Raw genomic sequence first — 14,923 nt, forward strand, 5'->3', positions numbered from 1 at the left:
TCTCAGGGTGAGGGTTGAGCAATTCAGTTGAAGAGTTCCGCGGGCAGGCGGCTGTAGACCCGGCGGGCATTCCCGGCGAAGATCGCGTGCTTCTGCTCAGGCGTCAGGCTCGCGGATCCATCGATATAGCGTCTTGTGTCGTCGTAATCGAACCCGGTCTCGGGATCGACGCCCCTGACGGCGCCGACCATCTCGGACGCAAACAGGATATTCTCGGCGGGGATCACGCGCGTCAAAAGATCGATGCCGGGCTGGTGATAGACGCAGGTGTCGAAGAACACGTTCTTCAGGATGCTTTCGGATAAAGGCGGCCGCCTCTGGTCCTGGGCGATTCCGCGATAGCGGCCCCAATGATAGGGAATGGCGCCGCCGCCATGCGGGATGATGAACCTTAGCGTCGGGAAATCCTTGAACAGGTCCGACATCAGGAACTGCACGAAGGCGGTGGTGTCGCCGTTGATGTAGTGGCTCGCGGTGGTGTGAAAGACGGGGTTGGCCGCAGCGCTGACATGGATCATCGCGGGCACGTCGAGCTCGACCATTTTTTCGTACAGCGGATACCACCAGCGGTCGGTCAGCGGCGGATCGGTCCAATAGCCGCCGCTGGGATCCGGATTGAGGTTGCATCCGACGAAGCCGAGCTGTTCGACGCAGCGCGTCAATTCGCCGAGACAGGTCTTCGGCTCGACCCCGGGCGATTGCGGGAGCTGGCAGACGCCGGCAAAGTTCTTCGGATAAAGCTGCGTCAGGCGATAGATGATATCGTTGGACACCCGCGACCACGCCGCGCTCACGCCGGCATCGCCGAAATGGTGGCTCATGCCGGAGGCGCGCGGCGAGAACAGCGTCAGCGATGTCCCGCGCTCGCGCTGCAGCTTGAGCTGGGCGCCCTCGACCGATTCGCGCAACTCGTCGTCGCTGATCTTGAGGGAATCGACGCTCGGCATCTGCGAGGGATCGTTGATCGCAGCGATCTGGCGCTTGCGCCAGTCCAGCATGGCGGTCGGCTCAGTGGTGTAATGCCCGTGGCAGTCGATGATCATGCCGCCCGCGCCGGCCGCGTGCGAGAGTCCCTCGATGGCTTCGATGTTCGTCGCCGGCGGAAGCGATGAGGCGGCGGAGACCGCCCGCCAGGGATTGGGGCGCGGGCCGCAGCAGGCGCACCCCATTGGATGCGTCATCCCGAAATAGTTGAGCACGATGTCCTCCCTTCAGATGTCCGCGAACCGTCAGCTCTGGATCGTGCAGCCGAGCCTTGCCAGCGCCGCATCGACCCAGTCGCGGTCGCTGCGGCCTTCCTTGATCGCGGCGAGCTGCTTGATCTCGGCCTGGTGCTTGGCTTCGGCGGCCTTCAACACCTCCGCCGCGACATCGTAGGGGACGCAGACGATGCCGTCACCGTCACCGACGATGAGATCGCCGGGTGCGATCACCATGCCTTGAATCGCGATCGGCACGTTGATCTCGCCGGGACCATCCTTGTAGGGCCCCCGATGGGTAACGCCCGCCGCGAACACCGGAAAGTCGCCGGCATGCAGCGTGTCGTAGTCACGGATCGCGCCGTGGATGACGATGCCGCCGATGCCGCGCGCCTGCGCATGCGCCACCATAATTTCCCCGATCAGGGAATTGGTGAGGTCGCCGCCGCCGTCGACGATGATGACATCGCCTGGCTCGGCGAGATCGAGCGCCTTGTGCACCATGAGGTTATCGCCAGGCCTTGTCTTCACCGTGAACGCCGGACCTGCGAGCGCGCCGCCGCGGTGCATCGGGCGCAGGCCGGCGCCGCCCGCCGTCATCCGTGACATTGAGTCACTGATGTTGGCGACCGGCAGTTCGCGGAATCGCGCGACGAGCGCCGCGTCCACCTTGCGCTCGCGCTTGCGGATCTGGAATCCAATCACGATTTGCTCCTTGTCTTCTTATCCATTCGTTGTTGTTTCAAGCCTCGCGTAGGATCGTCCGCGAGCATCGCAGCCAGTCAACCGTAGCACGCGATCGAGATCAAGGTGAGGCGCAGCGGTGCTGTCGCTTGTCGCAACTGCCCGATCAACTTGCCGCGGGCGGGTTGTCCCGCCTCCGGTTTTCGAGCAGATTGGCGGTCGTCGGCCGAATCTGGGGGGGACGGCGCGAGCCGGGCAGCCGATCCGAGCGATTTTTGCGTAGGGGGATTTGAAGGTGCTGGAAGATTTTTCACGCCGGACGTTTGCGAAGCTTGCGGGCCTTGCGCTCGGCATCGCCGCGGCGCCCGCGAAAGCGGACGAGACGCCCGCGCAGCCGGCGGCCGGCCGACTGGCGTCCGGCAGCTTCCCAAGCGGATTCATCTGGGGCACGGCCACGTCGGCCTATCAGATCGAGGGCGCCGTCAATGAGGACGGGCGCGGGCGCTCGATCTGGGATACCTTTTCGCATCAACAAGGCCATATCGCCGACGGGACGAATGCCGATCGGGCCAATGATCACTATCACCGCTACAAGGAAGATGTCGGGCTGATCAGGGAGCTTGGCGTCAAGGCCTATCGCTTCTCCATCGCCTGGCCGCGGGTGTTTCCGGAAGGGGCCGGCGCGCCCAACCCTAAGGGCCTCGATTTTTACAGCCACCTCGTGGACGAGCTGCTGGCGAATGGCATCGAGCCCTATGCGACGCTCTATCATTGGGATCTGCCGCAGGCGCTGCAGGACCGCGTGGGCGGCTGGCAGTCCACCGAGACTTCAAAGGCCTTCGCGGACTATGCGGCCTATGTGGCGGAGCGGCTAACCGATCGCGTGAAGACCATCTTCACCATCAACGAAGTGGGGCGCTTCGTGAATTTCGGCTATGGCCTCGGCATCGATGCGCCGGGACTCAAGCTTCCCCAGAAACAGCTCAATCAGGTTCGTCACAACGTCGCCTTGGCCCACGGACTTTCCGTGCAGGCCGTTCGCGCTCATGGGCATGCCGGGACGAAGGTCGGCCCGGCTGAGAACATCGCTGCCTGCTTGCCTGCGATCGACACGCCGGAGAATGTCCGCGCCGCGGAGATCGCCACGCGCGAACTCAACGCCGGCTTTCTCAACGTGATCCTCGAGGGCAAATACACCGACCACTTCCTTGCCTATGCCGGCGCGAACGCACCGACCTTTACCGAGGACGAGCTGAAGATCATCGGCTCAAGGAATGATTTCATCGGCCTGAACATCTATGCCCCGCAATTCTATGTGGTTGCCGCCGAGCACGCTCCCGGCTTTTCGGTGCTGCCTTTCCCGAGTTCTTTTCCGCATATGAGCTCGGAATGGCTCAGGATAGGTCCGGAGACCGCCTATTGGGTGCCGCGGCTGGCGGCGAAGATCTGGGACGTCGAGACCATTTATATCAGCGAAAACGGCACGTCGTCGTCTGACGAGATCAGGCCCGACGGCAAGATCTACGATCTCGACCGCATCATGTATCTGCGCAACTATCTCACGCAACTCCAGCGCGCGGTCGCGGAGGGCGCGCCGGTTCGCGGCTATTTTCTCTGGAGCCTGATGGATAATTTCGAATGGATTTTCGGCCTGGAGAAGCGCTTCGGGATCTACCATGTCGATTTCGAAACGTTGGTGCGCAGGCCGAAGCTCAGCGCATCCTTTTACCGTAATGTCATCGCGCGCAACGCGATCGACGTTTAGGCCGGGAGGGCCGTGCCCGGCCTTTTTGCGAAGCACCATCAGTCCCTAGAGCCGGCTGTGCCTCAGTCGCGCCGGCGTAGGCCGAGCGAGCGGACCTTGCCTTCAAATTCGTCCTGGATGTCTTCAAGGGTCGGAAGGTGCAGCCGGCGCAACTGCGCGTGCACCCTCTTGGCGGGCTCGGACCTCAAATCCCGCTTGAAATTGGTGATCAACTCGGCCGCCGAACCGTAGCCGCGGTAGCGCTCGATTTCGGCCCGGGTCGCGTCCTGCAGATGCTGCAGCGTCCGTCGGTCGGAATCCGACTTGCCGTCCGGCCTTGCCCGCATCACCGGCTCAAACGCTTTGTCGATCACGAACTCGGCAAGCTGGCGTTTGCTGTTGGCGACCATCGCTCTCTCCTCAATTCGATTTTTGAATCAAACCAGAGAGGGGCGGCAAGGTTCGGCTCTGCCGGTGGTGGACGGTAGTGGGAGGCGCCCAACGATCGGGCAGTCCTGTGACATAGGAACGAAACTCGCACATGGGAATTGAAGGAACATCAACAAACATTGAATGCGTGCGGGACGCGTCAGGTCATGAGCTATCTCGGGAAGTTGACGTTCGCCACCACGGCCATTTTACTCATTGGCGGCGGGATTTGGGCTAATCTGGTGAAATCGCCGCTGCCCGAAATGCGCGGCGTCTGGGTCACTCAGGCCATGCGCGGCATGGCATATTGAAGCCGCAAAGTTACGCTTTCATCGTAGACCTGCCACGCGTTTAGGTCATGCTGATGAGACAGGGACGCTTTGTGCTGGTGCTCACCTGCGTGCTTGCAGCGCTGCCGGTCAAGTCCGTAACGGCGCGGGACGACGGCCGTTACGCCAATTCTCCGCTCAAACCCTGGTTTGACAGTCTGAAGAGCAGCAAGGGGCTATGTTGTTCCGTGGCTGACGGCTATGCGGTCGCCGATCCGGATTGGGACTCCAAGGACGGCCATTACCGCGTCCGCATCGATGGCGAGTGGATCACCGTGCCCGACGATGCCGTAATCACGGAACCCAATCGCGCCGGCCGCACCATGGTGTGGCCGATCAAGGGCTCGCTGGGCACCACGATCCGTTGCTTCCTGCCGGGCAGCATGAGCTGAAAGGCCACGCTGGCTGCTGCCTGCCGCCGAGCGAATGGACAATCATGATGACCGATACGGGTTAAGAGAAGTCGCTGAGCCCGCGCGCAGCGATGCGGCATCGGCATTGCGTGGCTGATCGCAATTATGGCAGCCATCGCCATTGTGGCCCCGCTGTACGCCTACACACCTTGGAAGAGTCAAACCGCCAGCGATAGCGCCAACAGCAACAGCGCGCCGATCAGCTAGGGCGCCGGTGGCTCGACGGGGCCGGCGCCGACCATGCCGGGTCAGACCGCGCCAAGCTCCAATTCACCTTCGCGTTGATGCCGGGCGCCATAGGAACGGCCGCTCGTAGATTTCGTTTCCGACACAGCCGCACCGAAGAATGACAGCTCGGAGACGTCGATTTGACCTCGGATAACGTCCTCCGCCCGACCTTGCATATCGCCGGGCATCCGATCCACCCAATGCTGGTGCCGTTTCCGATCGTCTGTTTCATCGGAGCCTTGCTGACCGACATCGCCTTCGCGCTGACCGCCGAAATGATGTGGGCGGATTTCTCGGCCTGGCTGCTTTTGGTCGGCCTGATCATGGGCGTGCTGGCGGCGATTGCCGGTCTCACCGATTTTCTCGGCAACCGGATGATCCGGGCGCAGAAGCCAGCATGGCCTCATATGCTCGGCAACCTGCTCGTGCTCATCATCGCTTTCTTCAACACCATGGTGCACACCCGCGACGCCTGGACCTCGGTCGTCCCCACCGGCCTGATCCTGTCGGCGATCACCGTCCTTATCCTGCCGATCACCGGCTGGCTGGGCTGGTCCATGGTGTATCGTCACGGCGTCGGAGCGGTGCGATGATGGTATCGAAGGCGGCGATGGTACGCGCCAGGCGTGTCGGCGGCCTCGTGCTGCTGTGCGGCGCGGTGCTTTCATTGGCCGGCTGCGACGACGGCGGCGACCCCAAGGCGCAGATCGGGCCGCACCCGAATCTTCCTGCTCTCAGTCAGTATCTTCTGCCGCCGGTGCACATTGCCCATGTGATCGGATGGAGAGAGGGCGAGACGCCGACCGTCGCGCAAGGGCTGAAGATCCAGCCGCTCGCGACGGGGCTGGAGCATCCGCGCTCGCTCTATGTACTGCCCAATGGCGATATCCTGGTGGTGGAATCCAAGGCGCCGCCAGCCCCGTCCATCAAGCGGCCCAAGGATATCGCGATGGGACTCGTTGAATCCTGGGCGACCTCCGGCGGGTCGACCGGGCCGAGCAATCGCATCACGTTGTTGCGCGATGCCAATGGCGATGGCGTGCCGGAACAGCGCAGCGTTTTCCTCGACCATCTCAATTCGCCCTTCGGCGTGGCGCTCGTCGGCAATGATCTCTACGTCGCCGACACCGATGCCATCGTCCGATATCCCTATACGGAGGGCGAGACCAAGATGACGGAGGCCGGCAGCAAGCTTGCCGATCTGCCGGGCGGCCCGATCGATCATCACTGGACCAAGAGCATGGCCGCGAGCGCCGATGGTTCGCTGCTCTATGTCGGGGTCGGCTCCAACAGCAACATCACTGAGAATGGCATGGAGGCGGAGAAGAACCGCGCCGCGATCCTGGAAGTCGAGCGCGACACCGGGCGCTGGCGCGTCTATGCGGGCGGATTGCGCAATCCGACCGGCTTGAGCTTCGAACCGCAGAGCCATGCGCTGTGGGCGATCGTGAACGAGCGCGACGAGCTGGGGCCTGACCTCGTGCCCGATTACATGACCTCGGTCAAAGAGGGCGGCTTCTATGGCTGGCCCTACAGCTATTTCGGCCAGAACGTCGATCCGCGGGTCGAACCGCAGCGACCGGACCTGGTCGCGAAAGCCATCGTGCCGGATTATGCGCTGAGCTCGCACGTGGCGCCGCTGGGGCTTGCATTCTATACGGGCAGCAGCCTTCCGCAGAATTATCGCGGTGGCGCCTTTGTCGGCGAGCACGGCAGTTGGAACCGGCCAAATCTGAATGGCTACAAGGTCGTGTTCGTGCCCTTCAGCAATGGACAGCCGAACGGCCCGGCCCAGGACGTTGTGACCGGATTTCTCAACGACCAGGGACAGGCGCGTGGTCGCCCCGTGGGCGTAGCGTTCGACAAGACCGGCGCCCTGTTGATCGCGGACGACGTCGGCAACACCGTCTGGCGCGTTTCAGCCGCGGGCGGCTGAAACGCGACGCGAAGCGCCACGGCTATCCTCTCCGTCGATGCTTGGCTTATGAGCGTACGCTGAACAGTCCAGCGTGGTCGAGCACAGCGACAGCCTCTAAGGCCGACTGTTCTTCGCACAGGCGCCTCTCGAGATATCGCCTTTCAACCTCGGTCAGCTTGGTTGTGAGCAGGCGGCGATACCTCTCAATGTTGCTCTTGTGGGCACGCAAACGGGCAATCGTCTGGTCCATTGTCATGCGTCTCGCAAATATAAAATATGAAAATACTTTTGGGGAGCAAAATTTAAATAAAAAGACGGCTTGTGAAAAGTTGAAATTTTAATTCGTGAATTTGCGGCGCGAACCCGAACCTCGGTCGTGCCGCCTTGTACGTGCCAGGAATACCAGAAATGTGGGAATTCGGCGGCGGTCGAGGTGCCGGCGGGAGCTCCGGGGGAGTACGGACCGAAGATTCGATATATTTAAATGATTCAACTTAATAAATGTATTCGCATTTAAATTGAATTGGTTTTATATTGTCGTCGTTTCCAATTATGGAGGAGGTCTTTATGAAATCGGTAATTTTGCTCGCTATCGCTGCGTTGCTTGGCCTGACCCTCGCATCGACCACTGTACCGTCATATGCGGCGGCCCCGGGGGCCATGAGTGGCAAGGGAGACTGGGCGACGAAGGGATACAATCAGGCCGCCAAAGACAAGCAGATGAAATCCACGAAAGCGAAGAAGCAGCAGTAAGGCCTCTTCCATACAATCATTTAAGCCTCGGCAATCCGAGGCTTTCTTCTTTTTACACAGCTCACTTTCTTCTTTTTACACAGCTCAAATGCTGGATCATGAGACTGCGTTCCGATCTCGGATCGGCACCGCGACGAGTGCGACGAGGTTCCTGATGCTCCGGCATCATCGTCTCCGCACGCTCACGCCGTGTGGCCGGGATCGACGTTCTTGGGCTGCTTCTTCTCACGCTGCGGCGTCATCTTGGCGGGATCCGGCTCACCCGGTACGCCACGTGGGCCGAACTGCCGGCGCTGAATGTCTTCTTCGGAATGCTCGGGTTCAATGCCGTTTGGCTCGCGAGGTTTGGCCACGGAACACTCCTTCCGGTGCTGACGACATCTGTCGATGGCTAATGCGCAAAGCAAGGGCGCGTTCCCAGCGAGTGAATGTGTTCATGAAATCGCTGGGAGATCGGGAACGGGAGACACCGTCGCCGGTTGGTGGCCAAACTTAAGCGGAGGACGTCATGAGAGTCTCTGAAGTAATGACGGCGGATGTTCAGCTTTGCACTCCCGAGGACACGGTGAGAGATGCAGCGGAGGCGATGTCGGAGCTTGACGTCGGACTGCTGCCGGTTGCGGAGGATGATCATCTCGTCGGAATGATTTCGGATCGGGACATCGCCGTCCGCGCGATCGGAAAGGGGCGTGGTCCCGACACCAGGATCAGAGCGGTGATGACGCCGGACGTGAAATATTGCTTCGATGATCAGGATGTCGAGGAGGTTTCCTGGACCATGGGCGACATCCAGGTGAGGCGCCTGCCGGTGCTCAATCGTCGGAAGCGGCTGGTCGGAATCATCTCGCTTGGCGACATCGCACGAAGCCAGGCGGGTGATGTCACCGCGGCCTCGCTGCACCAGATCTGCCAGCCGGGCGGCCAGCATACGCAGATCGGTTGAGGCGGCAAACGTCGGAATATCAAAACAAGAGAGGCGGTCCAAAAGGCCGCCTCTTCCGTTTGCTTCATCGTTGCTGCGTACCGGATCGTTACTGGCAGAGATGCCGTAAGCCATCCGCGCCTATGAAGGCCGTTCCGGGCTCACAGGCAAAGCCGCTATAGGGATTATTATAATAGCCGTTATAGGCATAGGCGTTGTAGGCGAACGGTGCGGTTGCAATCGCGCCTGCCGTTCCGATCGCGCCGCCGATGACGTCCGCGGCGACGTCGCCCGGCCAGAAACCGCGATTATAGGAGCCGTAGTAGCCCGGCTCGTAGTAGCCGCCACCGTAGTAGCCATGCCGATAGTAGGCGCGCTCCTGCTGGAGCTTGTTTTGTACCGGCATGGACCGCGCATGAGGATCGGCGAGTGCAGGCGAGGCCACTGCAGCCGTCATAACGGCAGTTACGGTCAAGAGCTTCAAGTTCATAAGTTGTCTCCGTCCTCGTGAGGCAAGCCAACGCATGCCGGCCACGGGCGTTTCCGGAACCCAAAGCTTTCGTCTCAAACGGATGTGAGGCTTCTAGTCAGGAGTTCCGCAACCTTAACGCGCCAAGGCGCGCAGCCTGCCAGAGGAACATCGACCTGCTTCGCCGATTGAGCATTCATCTTGCCGCAGGAGTTCATGATGCAACGCGAATTTCCGCAGCCGCCCTATCCGAACCAAAAGCAGCCGATGCCCGGATTAACATCGAAAATGAATCCGCGGCCCGACCATGGCGAGACCAGCTACAAAGGATCGGGCAAGCTTGCGGGCATGAAGGCCGTCATCACCGGCGGTGATAGCGGGATCGGCCGCGCGGTCGCGATCGCTTATGCCCGTGAGGGTGCCGACGTCCTGATCGCCTATCTCAATGAGAGCGAGGACGCGCAGGAGGTCAAAGCACGGATCGAGCACGAGGGGAGGAAGGCGGTGCTTATCCCCGGCGACCTCAGTGATCCACGCCACTGCCAATCCGTCATTCAACGCTCCGTCGACCAACTCGGCGGCATCGACATCCTCGTCAACAATGCGGCCCATCAGGCGACGTTCAGTGAGATCACCGAGATCAGCGACGAGGAATGGGAGACCACCTTCAAGACCAACATTCATGCGATGTTCTATCTGACCAAGGCCGCCGTGCCGCATATGAAGCCCGGCAGCGCAATCATCAACACGGCGTCCGTCAACTCGGACATGCCAAACCCGATCCTGCTCGCCTATGCCACCACGAAGGGCGCGATCCAGAATTTCACCGGTGGGCTCGCACAGATGCTGGCGGAGAGGGGCATCCGGGTCAATGCGGTCGCACCGGGACCGATCTGGACGCCGCTGATCCCGTCGACCATGCCGGAGGAGGCGGTGAAGAATTTCGGCAGGCAAGTTCCGATGAAGCGGGCCGGACAACCGGCCGAGCTTGCGACGACCTATGTCATGCTGGCCGATCCGCTCTCGAGCTACACCTCGGGAACGACGATCGCGGTCACCGGGGGCAAGCCGTTCATTTGAGGATCGCCCGCCGTGCGCGCCCGCTGCCTATCGCCTCGGCAAATCGGCCCCATCACAATGAGTTGCGTCCCGGACGCGGGTGCGAACTTTTCGCCGTGGGTTGAATTTTCAGCCAAACCGAAGGGACGCACATGGGTCTCGTCAAATACGCGCTGAAATATCGCGTATCTTTTTTTGTATTGTCGATATTGATGTTGCTGGGCGGCGCGGGCGCGGCGGTCGTGATGCCAAAGGACGTGCTGCCGACGGTCGATATTCCCGTGGTCGTAGTAGTGTGGACATATACCGGCCTCGACACCACCGACATGTCGCAGCGCATTACGACCTACAGCGAGTTTTCGCTTTCCAACAACGTCAACAGCATCAGGCGAATGGAGAGCACGACGCTGCAGGGCGTGGCGATCGAGCGGGTCTACTTCCAGCCGGACGTCTCGATCGATCTTGCGATCACGCAAGTGGTGTCGGCCATGAATTCGATCCGGGCCTTGATGCCACCCGGAATTCAGCCGCCCGTGATCATGAGGTTTTCTGCCTCCTCCGTGCCCGTGGTGCAGCTCGCACTGTCCTCCGATCAGCAAAGTCAGTCGCAGCTCTACGACTATGCGCAATATCGGGTGCGCCAGACGTTGACCGAGGTGCCGGGCAGCACGCTGCCATCGCCCTATGGCGGCGCGCCGCGCCAGATCATGGTCGATCTCGACCTGCACGCGCTGCAGGGTTATGGGCTCACCCCACTCGATGTGACGAATGCATTGTCGACGCAGAACCTGACGGTTCCCTCGGGTCAATCAAAGATCGGAAATTGGCAATATCCGATCCGGCTCAATTCCACCCCCGAGGCGATTGCGGCGCTCAATGCGCTGCCGATCAAAATGGCCGGGGGCACACCCGTGCTGGTTCGCGATGTCGCCTATGTGCGCGACGGTTCGCCGCCGCAGCAGAACATTGTGCGTGCGGACGGCCGGCAATCGGTGCTGCTGACGATCCTGAAGAACGGCCCGGCCTCGACGCTCTCGGTGGTCGACAACGTCAAGAGTTATCTGCCGCAAATCCGGCAGGCGGCGCCGAAGGGCGCCAAGATAGACATGTTGTTCGATCAGTCCGTGTTCGTGTCAGGCGCGATCATGGACGTGCTGCGGGAGGCGGTCATCGCGGCAGGCCTGACTGGGCTCATGATCCTGTTGTTTCTCGGCTCGTGGCGCTCGACTCTAGTTGTCCTGATATCCATCCCGCTTTCGATCCTGACATCACTGGCGATATTGGGGCTGCTCGGCCACACCATCAACATCATGACGCTTGGAGGGCTCGCGCTTGCCGTCGGCATTTTGGTCGACGATGCGACGGTGGCAGTCGAGAACACCTACCGCCTGATGGAGGACGGGCGGCCGTTCCGACAATCCGTGGTGGAGGGAGCCGCCGGCATCGCCAAGCCGGCCTTGATCTCGACACTTGCGATATGTGCGGCCTTCGTATCGGTGCTGTTTCTAAAGGATACGCCGAAGTTCTTGTTTACGCCGCAAGCGCTCGCCGTGGTCTTTGCGATGCTCGCCTCCTATTTGCTGTCGCGCACGGTGGTCCCGATCTTCATCGACATATTCGTGCAGCGGGAGCACGAGCAGCGCTTCGGAGCGCACCAGCGCCCGGATCAGGAGGCACCGGCAGAGCGAGTGCATGCCTCGCGCGGGACAAGGCAAGGCATTTTCGCGCGCTTTCACGCCGGTTTCGAGCGGGCGTTCGCCCGCTTTCACGAAGGCTATGTCGGGTTGCTCCATGTCGTGCTGGCGAGGCGTATCATCTCCTTTGCGGTGGCGGGCTGCGTCGCCGCACTGGCCGGTGGGCTGTTTCTTTTCGTTGGCCAGGACTATTTCCCGCAGATCGACGCGGGAGAGCTGACGCTGCACGTCCGCACCAGACCCGGACAGCGGATCGAGACCGCCGAACGGACCTTCGCCGCGATCGAAGACAAGATCCGCGTGGTGATACCCGCCAGCGACCTCGGCCTCGTGCTTGACAATATCGGCCTTCCCGCGAGCAACTACAATTTCGCCTTCGGCGACGGATCGTTCGTGGCGAACAATGACGGCCAGATCCTGATCTCGCTTAAGGAAGGGCACGCCTCGACGAACGCCTATCGCGCGACGCTGCGGCGGGTGCTGCGCGAAGCGTTCCCGGATGTCATCTTCTACTTTCAGCCCTCGGACATGATCACGCAGATCCTCGATTTCGGCACGATCACGCCGATCGACGTCCAGGTCACGGGCCGCAATGCCGCCAAAGACCTCGAGGTCGCCAAGCACATCGAGGCGCGTTTGCGCGCAGTGCGCGGGGCGGTCGACGTTCACATCCAGCAGATCACCGATGCGCCGGAATTCTTCGCCGACGTCGACCGGCAGATGGCCCAGGAGATCGGATTGAGCGAACAGCAGGTCTCCAATGCGCTCAACGTCTCCCTGGCGGGCAGCTTCCAGGTCAACCCGAATTTCTGGGCCGACCCGAACACCGGCATTCCCTACCAGCTCTGGGTGCAGACGCCGGAATATCGCAACAATTCGCTGGCCGACATCGGCAACACTCCGCTGTTCGTATCGACTGCGCCGAACCAGGGGCAGGGCGCGGGCGTGGTTACGCTATTCAACAATATCGCCAAGCTTCGCCGCCAGTCCGAGCAGACAGTCGTCAATCATCTCAATACTCAGCCCAAGTTCGACATATTTGCGAGCGTGCAGAACAGCGATCTGGGTTCGGTCAGCGACGAAATATCGAAGATCATGCAGGACGAGCAGAAGAATCTGCCGGTGCCGGACAAGATATCGGTGCTTGGCCAGATCTCCGACATGAAAAGCGCCTTTCGGAATCTCGGGCTGGGGCTCGCGATCGCGATGATCGCGGTCTATCTGCTGATGGCCGTGAATTTTCAGAGCTGGGGCGATCCTTTCGTGGTCCTGGCGGCGTTGCCGCTTGCCTTCTGCGGCATCGTCATGAGCCTGTTCGTCACCCAGACCTCGTTCTCGATTCCCTCGCTGTTCGGCGCGATCATGAGCGTCGGCGTGGCGAGCGCCAACTCGATCCTGCTCGTGACCTTTGCGCGCGAGCATCGCGAGAGAACCGGCTGCGGTGCTGCCGAAGCCGCGATCAAGGCCGGCGAGACGAGACTGCGGCCCGTGCTGATGACGGCCGCCGCCATGTTCGTCGGCCTCATTCCCATGGCGCTGGGACTGGGGCAAGGCAGCGAGCAAAACGCCGCGCTGGCGCGCGCCGTGCTCGGCGGCGTTCTCGTTGGGACGTGCTCGACCCTGCTGTTCGTGCCTTTGCTTTATTCGGTGCTGCGGCGGGGCAGGGTAACATCCGTGAAGGACTACATATGAGAGAAGACGGACGACGCCAGCCAGCGACTGAAGAGCGGCGACGCGTGGAGCGGCGGCCGAATCCTCCTTCCGCAAGGTGGTCGTGGCTGGTTGCGGCCGCCATCGTTGCCGTGCTCGCAATAGGGGTGCTCGGCCATTGGCGAACCAGTACTGCGGCGAAACAGACTCAAGAGGAGACCAATAGCGACGAGCCGCAGGTGCGCACCGCGGCTGCAAAGCAGCTTTCAGATCCGATCAAAACGACCCTGCCGGGGCAGACGTTGGCCTTTGATCAAGCCAATATCTATGCGCGCGCCACGGGTTACGTGGCCGAACGGAAGGTGGATATCGGCAGCCGGGTGAAGCAGGGCGAATTGCTCGCGAAAATCGCCTCTCCCGATCTCGATCGCCAGCTCGATCAGGCGGAAGCGCAACTGGCGCAGCTCAAGGCGGCGGTTGCGCAGGCGACCGCCCAAGTGAGCGTGGCAGAGGCGAACCTGAAGCTCGGGAACGTCACCTATGCACGAATCGGCTCGCTCGCTGCAAAAGGTTACGAGACGATGCAGAATCGGGACAATCAACAGGCCAACGTGTCGAGCCAGCAGGCCAATGTCGACGCTGCCAATGCCGGGGTGAAGGTCGCCGAAGCCAACGTGGAAGCGCAACAGGCAACCGTCAATCGGCTGAGAACGCTGACAAGCTTCGAAGAGGTGCGCGCACCTTTTGACGGCGTGGTGAGCTTCCGCAACGTCGATGTCGGCGATCTCGTCAATGCCGATACCGGTACCGGTACGTCGATGTTCGGGGTGGTCAAAGACGACGTGCTGCGGGTCGCTGTGAATGTGCCGCAGACTCTGGCCGTGGGGATCAGGGATGGCTTGCCGGCCAAGGTCCACGTCTTCGAGTTGCCTGACCGGACCTTCGCCGGCACGGTCGCGCGCAATGCAGGTGCGCTTCAGTCGGTGAGCCGCACCCTGCCGGTTCAGGTCGATGTGAAAAACCCGGACCACGCGCTCAAGGCTGGGATATACGTCAATGTCGAGATAGACGTGCCGCGGGAACGCCCGAATGTCTTGGTTCCGGCCGAGGCGTTGATCTTCGACGCGCAGGGCCTCCGGGCCGCGACCGTCAAGGACAACGAGATCCATTTGCAGCCCGTGGAAATCTACCGCGATCTGGGTCAGACCCTCGAATTGACGAACGGGCTTAATGGCGGCCAACAAGTGGTGTTGAACCCACCCACCACGATTCACGAAGGACAGAAGGTACGCACTGCTCCGGAGGGCGGCGATCAAGGCGACCAGAAGAACCAAAAGGAGGCGTCAGCCGAGAACGGCGGCCGGCAAAGATGATTGCCTGCTGCTGGGGCATGGTCCGGAAAAAGTGTGCAGCGGTTTTCCGAAAAGATCAT

The 14,923-nt window shown here is 61.3% G+C and carries 15 protein-coding genes; 10 read left to right on the forward strand and 5 right to left on the reverse strand.

Features of this window, described 5'->3' with window-relative positions; genetic code table 11:
- Window positions 1-23: 23 nt before the first annotated feature.
- Complete coding sequence (locus F758_RS0129420; RefSeq protein ID WP_024511258.1) at window positions 24-1,043, reverse strand: amidohydrolase family protein; 1,020 nt, start codon at window positions 1,041-1,043, stop codon at window positions 24-26.
- A 186-nt stretch (window positions 1,044-1,229) separates the two neighbouring features.
- Window positions 1,230-1,907, reverse strand: coding sequence for an RraA family protein (locus F758_RS0129425; protein ID WP_024511259.1), 678 nt, complete (start codon window positions 1,905-1,907; stop codon window positions 1,230-1,232).
- Window positions 1,908-2,178: 271 nt separating this feature from the next.
- Between F758_RS0129425 and F758_RS0129430 the strand changes: the two genes are divergently transcribed.
- Window positions 2,179-3,648 (forward strand): GH1 family beta-glucosidase, encoded by a 1,470-nt coding sequence (locus F758_RS0129430; RefSeq protein WP_024511260.1) that lies wholly within the window; start codon window positions 2,179-2,181, stop codon window positions 3,646-3,648.
- A 62-nt stretch (window positions 3,649-3,710) separates the two neighbouring features.
- On the opposite strand, the gene F758_RS0129435 is transcribed toward F758_RS0129430, so the two are convergent.
- Window positions 3,711-4,037: a hypothetical protein gene (locus F758_RS0129435; protein ID WP_024511261.1), complete on the reverse strand. Its 327-nt coding sequence runs from the start codon at window positions 4,035-4,037 to the stop codon at window positions 3,711-3,713.
- A 186-nt stretch (window positions 4,038-4,223) separates the two neighbouring features.
- Here F758_RS0129435 and F758_RS49885 point away from each other — a divergent pair, with 186 nt between their 5' ends.
- The 5 genes from F758_RS49885 (at window position 4,224) to F758_RS0129475 (ending at window position 7,697) form a co-directional block, all read left to right on the forward strand.
- A complete protein-coding gene (locus tag F758_RS49885; protein ID WP_157450196.1) occupies window positions 4,224-4,367 on the forward strand; it encodes a hypothetical protein in 144 nt (47 codons plus the stop codon).
- 53 nt (window positions 4,368-4,420) lie between these two features.
- The gene (locus F758_RS0129445) at window positions 4,421-4,777 is read left to right on the forward strand and encodes a hypothetical protein (RefSeq protein ID WP_502689187.1); all 357 of its coding nucleotides are present in this window, start codon (window positions 4,421-4,423) and stop codon (window positions 4,775-4,777) included.
- Between the two features lie 389 nt (window positions 4,778-5,166).
- Window positions 5,167-5,619, forward strand: coding sequence for a DUF2231 domain-containing protein (locus F758_RS0129460; RefSeq protein ID WP_035723465.1), 453 nt, complete (start codon window positions 5,167-5,169; stop codon window positions 5,617-5,619).
- A gap of 17 nt (window positions 5,620-5,636) precedes the next feature.
- Entirely contained in the window at window positions 5,637-6,962 is a 1,326-nt protein-coding gene (locus F758_RS0129465; protein ID WP_024511264.1) for a PQQ-dependent sugar dehydrogenase, read from the forward strand.
- A gap of 549 nt (window positions 6,963-7,511) precedes the next feature.
- On the forward strand, window positions 7,512-7,697 hold the full coding sequence (locus tag F758_RS0129475; protein ID WP_157450197.1) for a hypothetical protein: 186 nt from the start codon (window positions 7,512-7,514) through the stop codon (window positions 7,695-7,697).
- Window positions 7,698-7,879: 182 nt separating this feature from the next.
- Here the strand turns inward: F758_RS0129475 and F758_RS50995 are convergent, their stop codons facing one another.
- Window positions 7,880-8,050: a hypothetical protein gene (locus tag F758_RS50995; protein ID WP_198026588.1), complete on the reverse strand. Its 171-nt coding sequence runs from the start codon at window positions 8,048-8,050 to the stop codon at window positions 7,880-7,882.
- Window positions 8,051-8,205: 155 nt separating this feature from the next.
- On the opposite strand from F758_RS50995, the gene F758_RS0129485 reads away from it, so the two are divergent.
- Window positions 8,206-8,640 carry a CBS domain-containing protein gene (locus F758_RS0129485; protein ID WP_024511268.1) on the forward strand — a complete coding sequence of 145 codons (435 nt, stop codon included), beginning with the start codon at window positions 8,206-8,208 and terminating at the stop codon, window positions 8,638-8,640.
- 88 nt (window positions 8,641-8,728) lie between these two features.
- Here the strand turns inward: F758_RS0129485 and F758_RS0129490 are convergent, their stop codons facing one another.
- A complete protein-coding gene (locus tag F758_RS0129490) occupies window positions 8,729-9,109 on the reverse strand; it encodes a hypothetical protein (protein ID WP_024511269.1) in 381 nt (126 codons plus the stop codon).
- Window positions 9,110-9,307: 198 nt separating this feature from the next.
- On the opposite strand from F758_RS0129490, the gene F758_RS0129495 reads away from it, so the two are divergent.
- The 3 genes from F758_RS0129495 to F758_RS0129505 all read left to right on the forward strand — a co-directional run bounded on the left by F758_RS0129495 (window position 9,308) and on the right by F758_RS0129505 (window position 14,864).
- Complete coding sequence (locus tag F758_RS0129495; RefSeq protein WP_024511270.1) at window positions 9,308-10,168, forward strand: SDR family oxidoreductase; 861 nt, start codon at window positions 9,308-9,310, stop codon at window positions 10,166-10,168.
- A gap of 131 nt (window positions 10,169-10,299) precedes the next feature.
- Window positions 10,300-13,533, forward strand: coding sequence for an efflux RND transporter permease subunit (locus tag F758_RS0129500; RefSeq protein ID WP_024511271.1), 3,234 nt, complete (start codon window positions 10,300-10,302; stop codon window positions 13,531-13,533).
- A 44-nt stretch (window positions 13,534-13,577) separates the two neighbouring features.
- Window positions 13,578-14,864: an efflux RND transporter periplasmic adaptor subunit gene (locus F758_RS0129505; RefSeq protein WP_245286613.1), complete on the forward strand. Its 1,287-nt coding sequence runs from the start codon at window positions 13,578-13,580 to the stop codon at window positions 14,862-14,864.
- The last annotated feature ends 59 nt before the right edge of the window (window positions 14,865-14,923 follow it).

This window comes from Bradyrhizobium sp. ARR65 (genome assembly GCF_000472385.1).
Taxonomy (GTDB): domain Bacteria; phylum Pseudomonadota; class Alphaproteobacteria; order Rhizobiales; family Xanthobacteraceae; genus Bradyrhizobium.

Excerpts from the sequence above, each read along its gene's own strand:
- F758_RS0129435 (WP_024511261.1), bottom strand. The coding sequence starts at position 4,037 with ATGGTCGCCAACAGCAAACGCCAGCTTGCCGAGTTCGTGATCGACAAA.
- F758_RS0129465 (WP_024511264.1), top strand. The coding sequence starts at position 5,637 with ATGGTACGCGCCAGGCGTGTCGGCGGCCTCGTGCTGCTGTGCGGCGCG.
- F758_RS0129485 (WP_024511268.1), top strand. The coding sequence starts at position 8,206 with ATGAGAGTCTCTGAAGTAATGACGGCGGATGTTCAGCTTTGCACTCCC.
- F758_RS0129445 (WP_502689187.1), top strand. The coding sequence starts at position 4,421 with ATGAGACAGGGACGCTTTGTGCTGGTGCTCACCTGCGTGCTTGCAGCG.
- F758_RS0129500 (WP_024511271.1), top strand. The coding sequence starts at position 10,300 with ATGGGTCTCGTCAAATACGCGCTGAAATATCGCGTATCTTTTTTTGTA.
- F758_RS0129495 (WP_024511270.1), top strand. The coding sequence starts at position 9,308 with ATGCAACGCGAATTTCCGCAGCCGCCCTATCCGAACCAAAAGCAGCCG.
- F758_RS0129490 (WP_024511269.1), bottom strand. The coding sequence starts at position 9,109 with ATGAACTTGAAGCTCTTGACCGTAACTGCCGTTATGACGGCTGCAGTG.
- F758_RS49885 (WP_157450196.1), top strand. The coding sequence starts at position 4,224 with ATGAGCTATCTCGGGAAGTTGACGTTCGCCACCACGGCCATTTTACTC.
- F758_RS0129420 (WP_024511258.1), bottom strand. The coding sequence starts at position 1,043 with ATGATCATCGACTGCCACGGGCATTACACCACTGAGCCGACCGCCATG.
- F758_RS0129475 (WP_157450197.1), top strand. The coding sequence starts at position 7,512 with ATGAAATCGGTAATTTTGCTCGCTATCGCTGCGTTGCTTGGCCTGACC.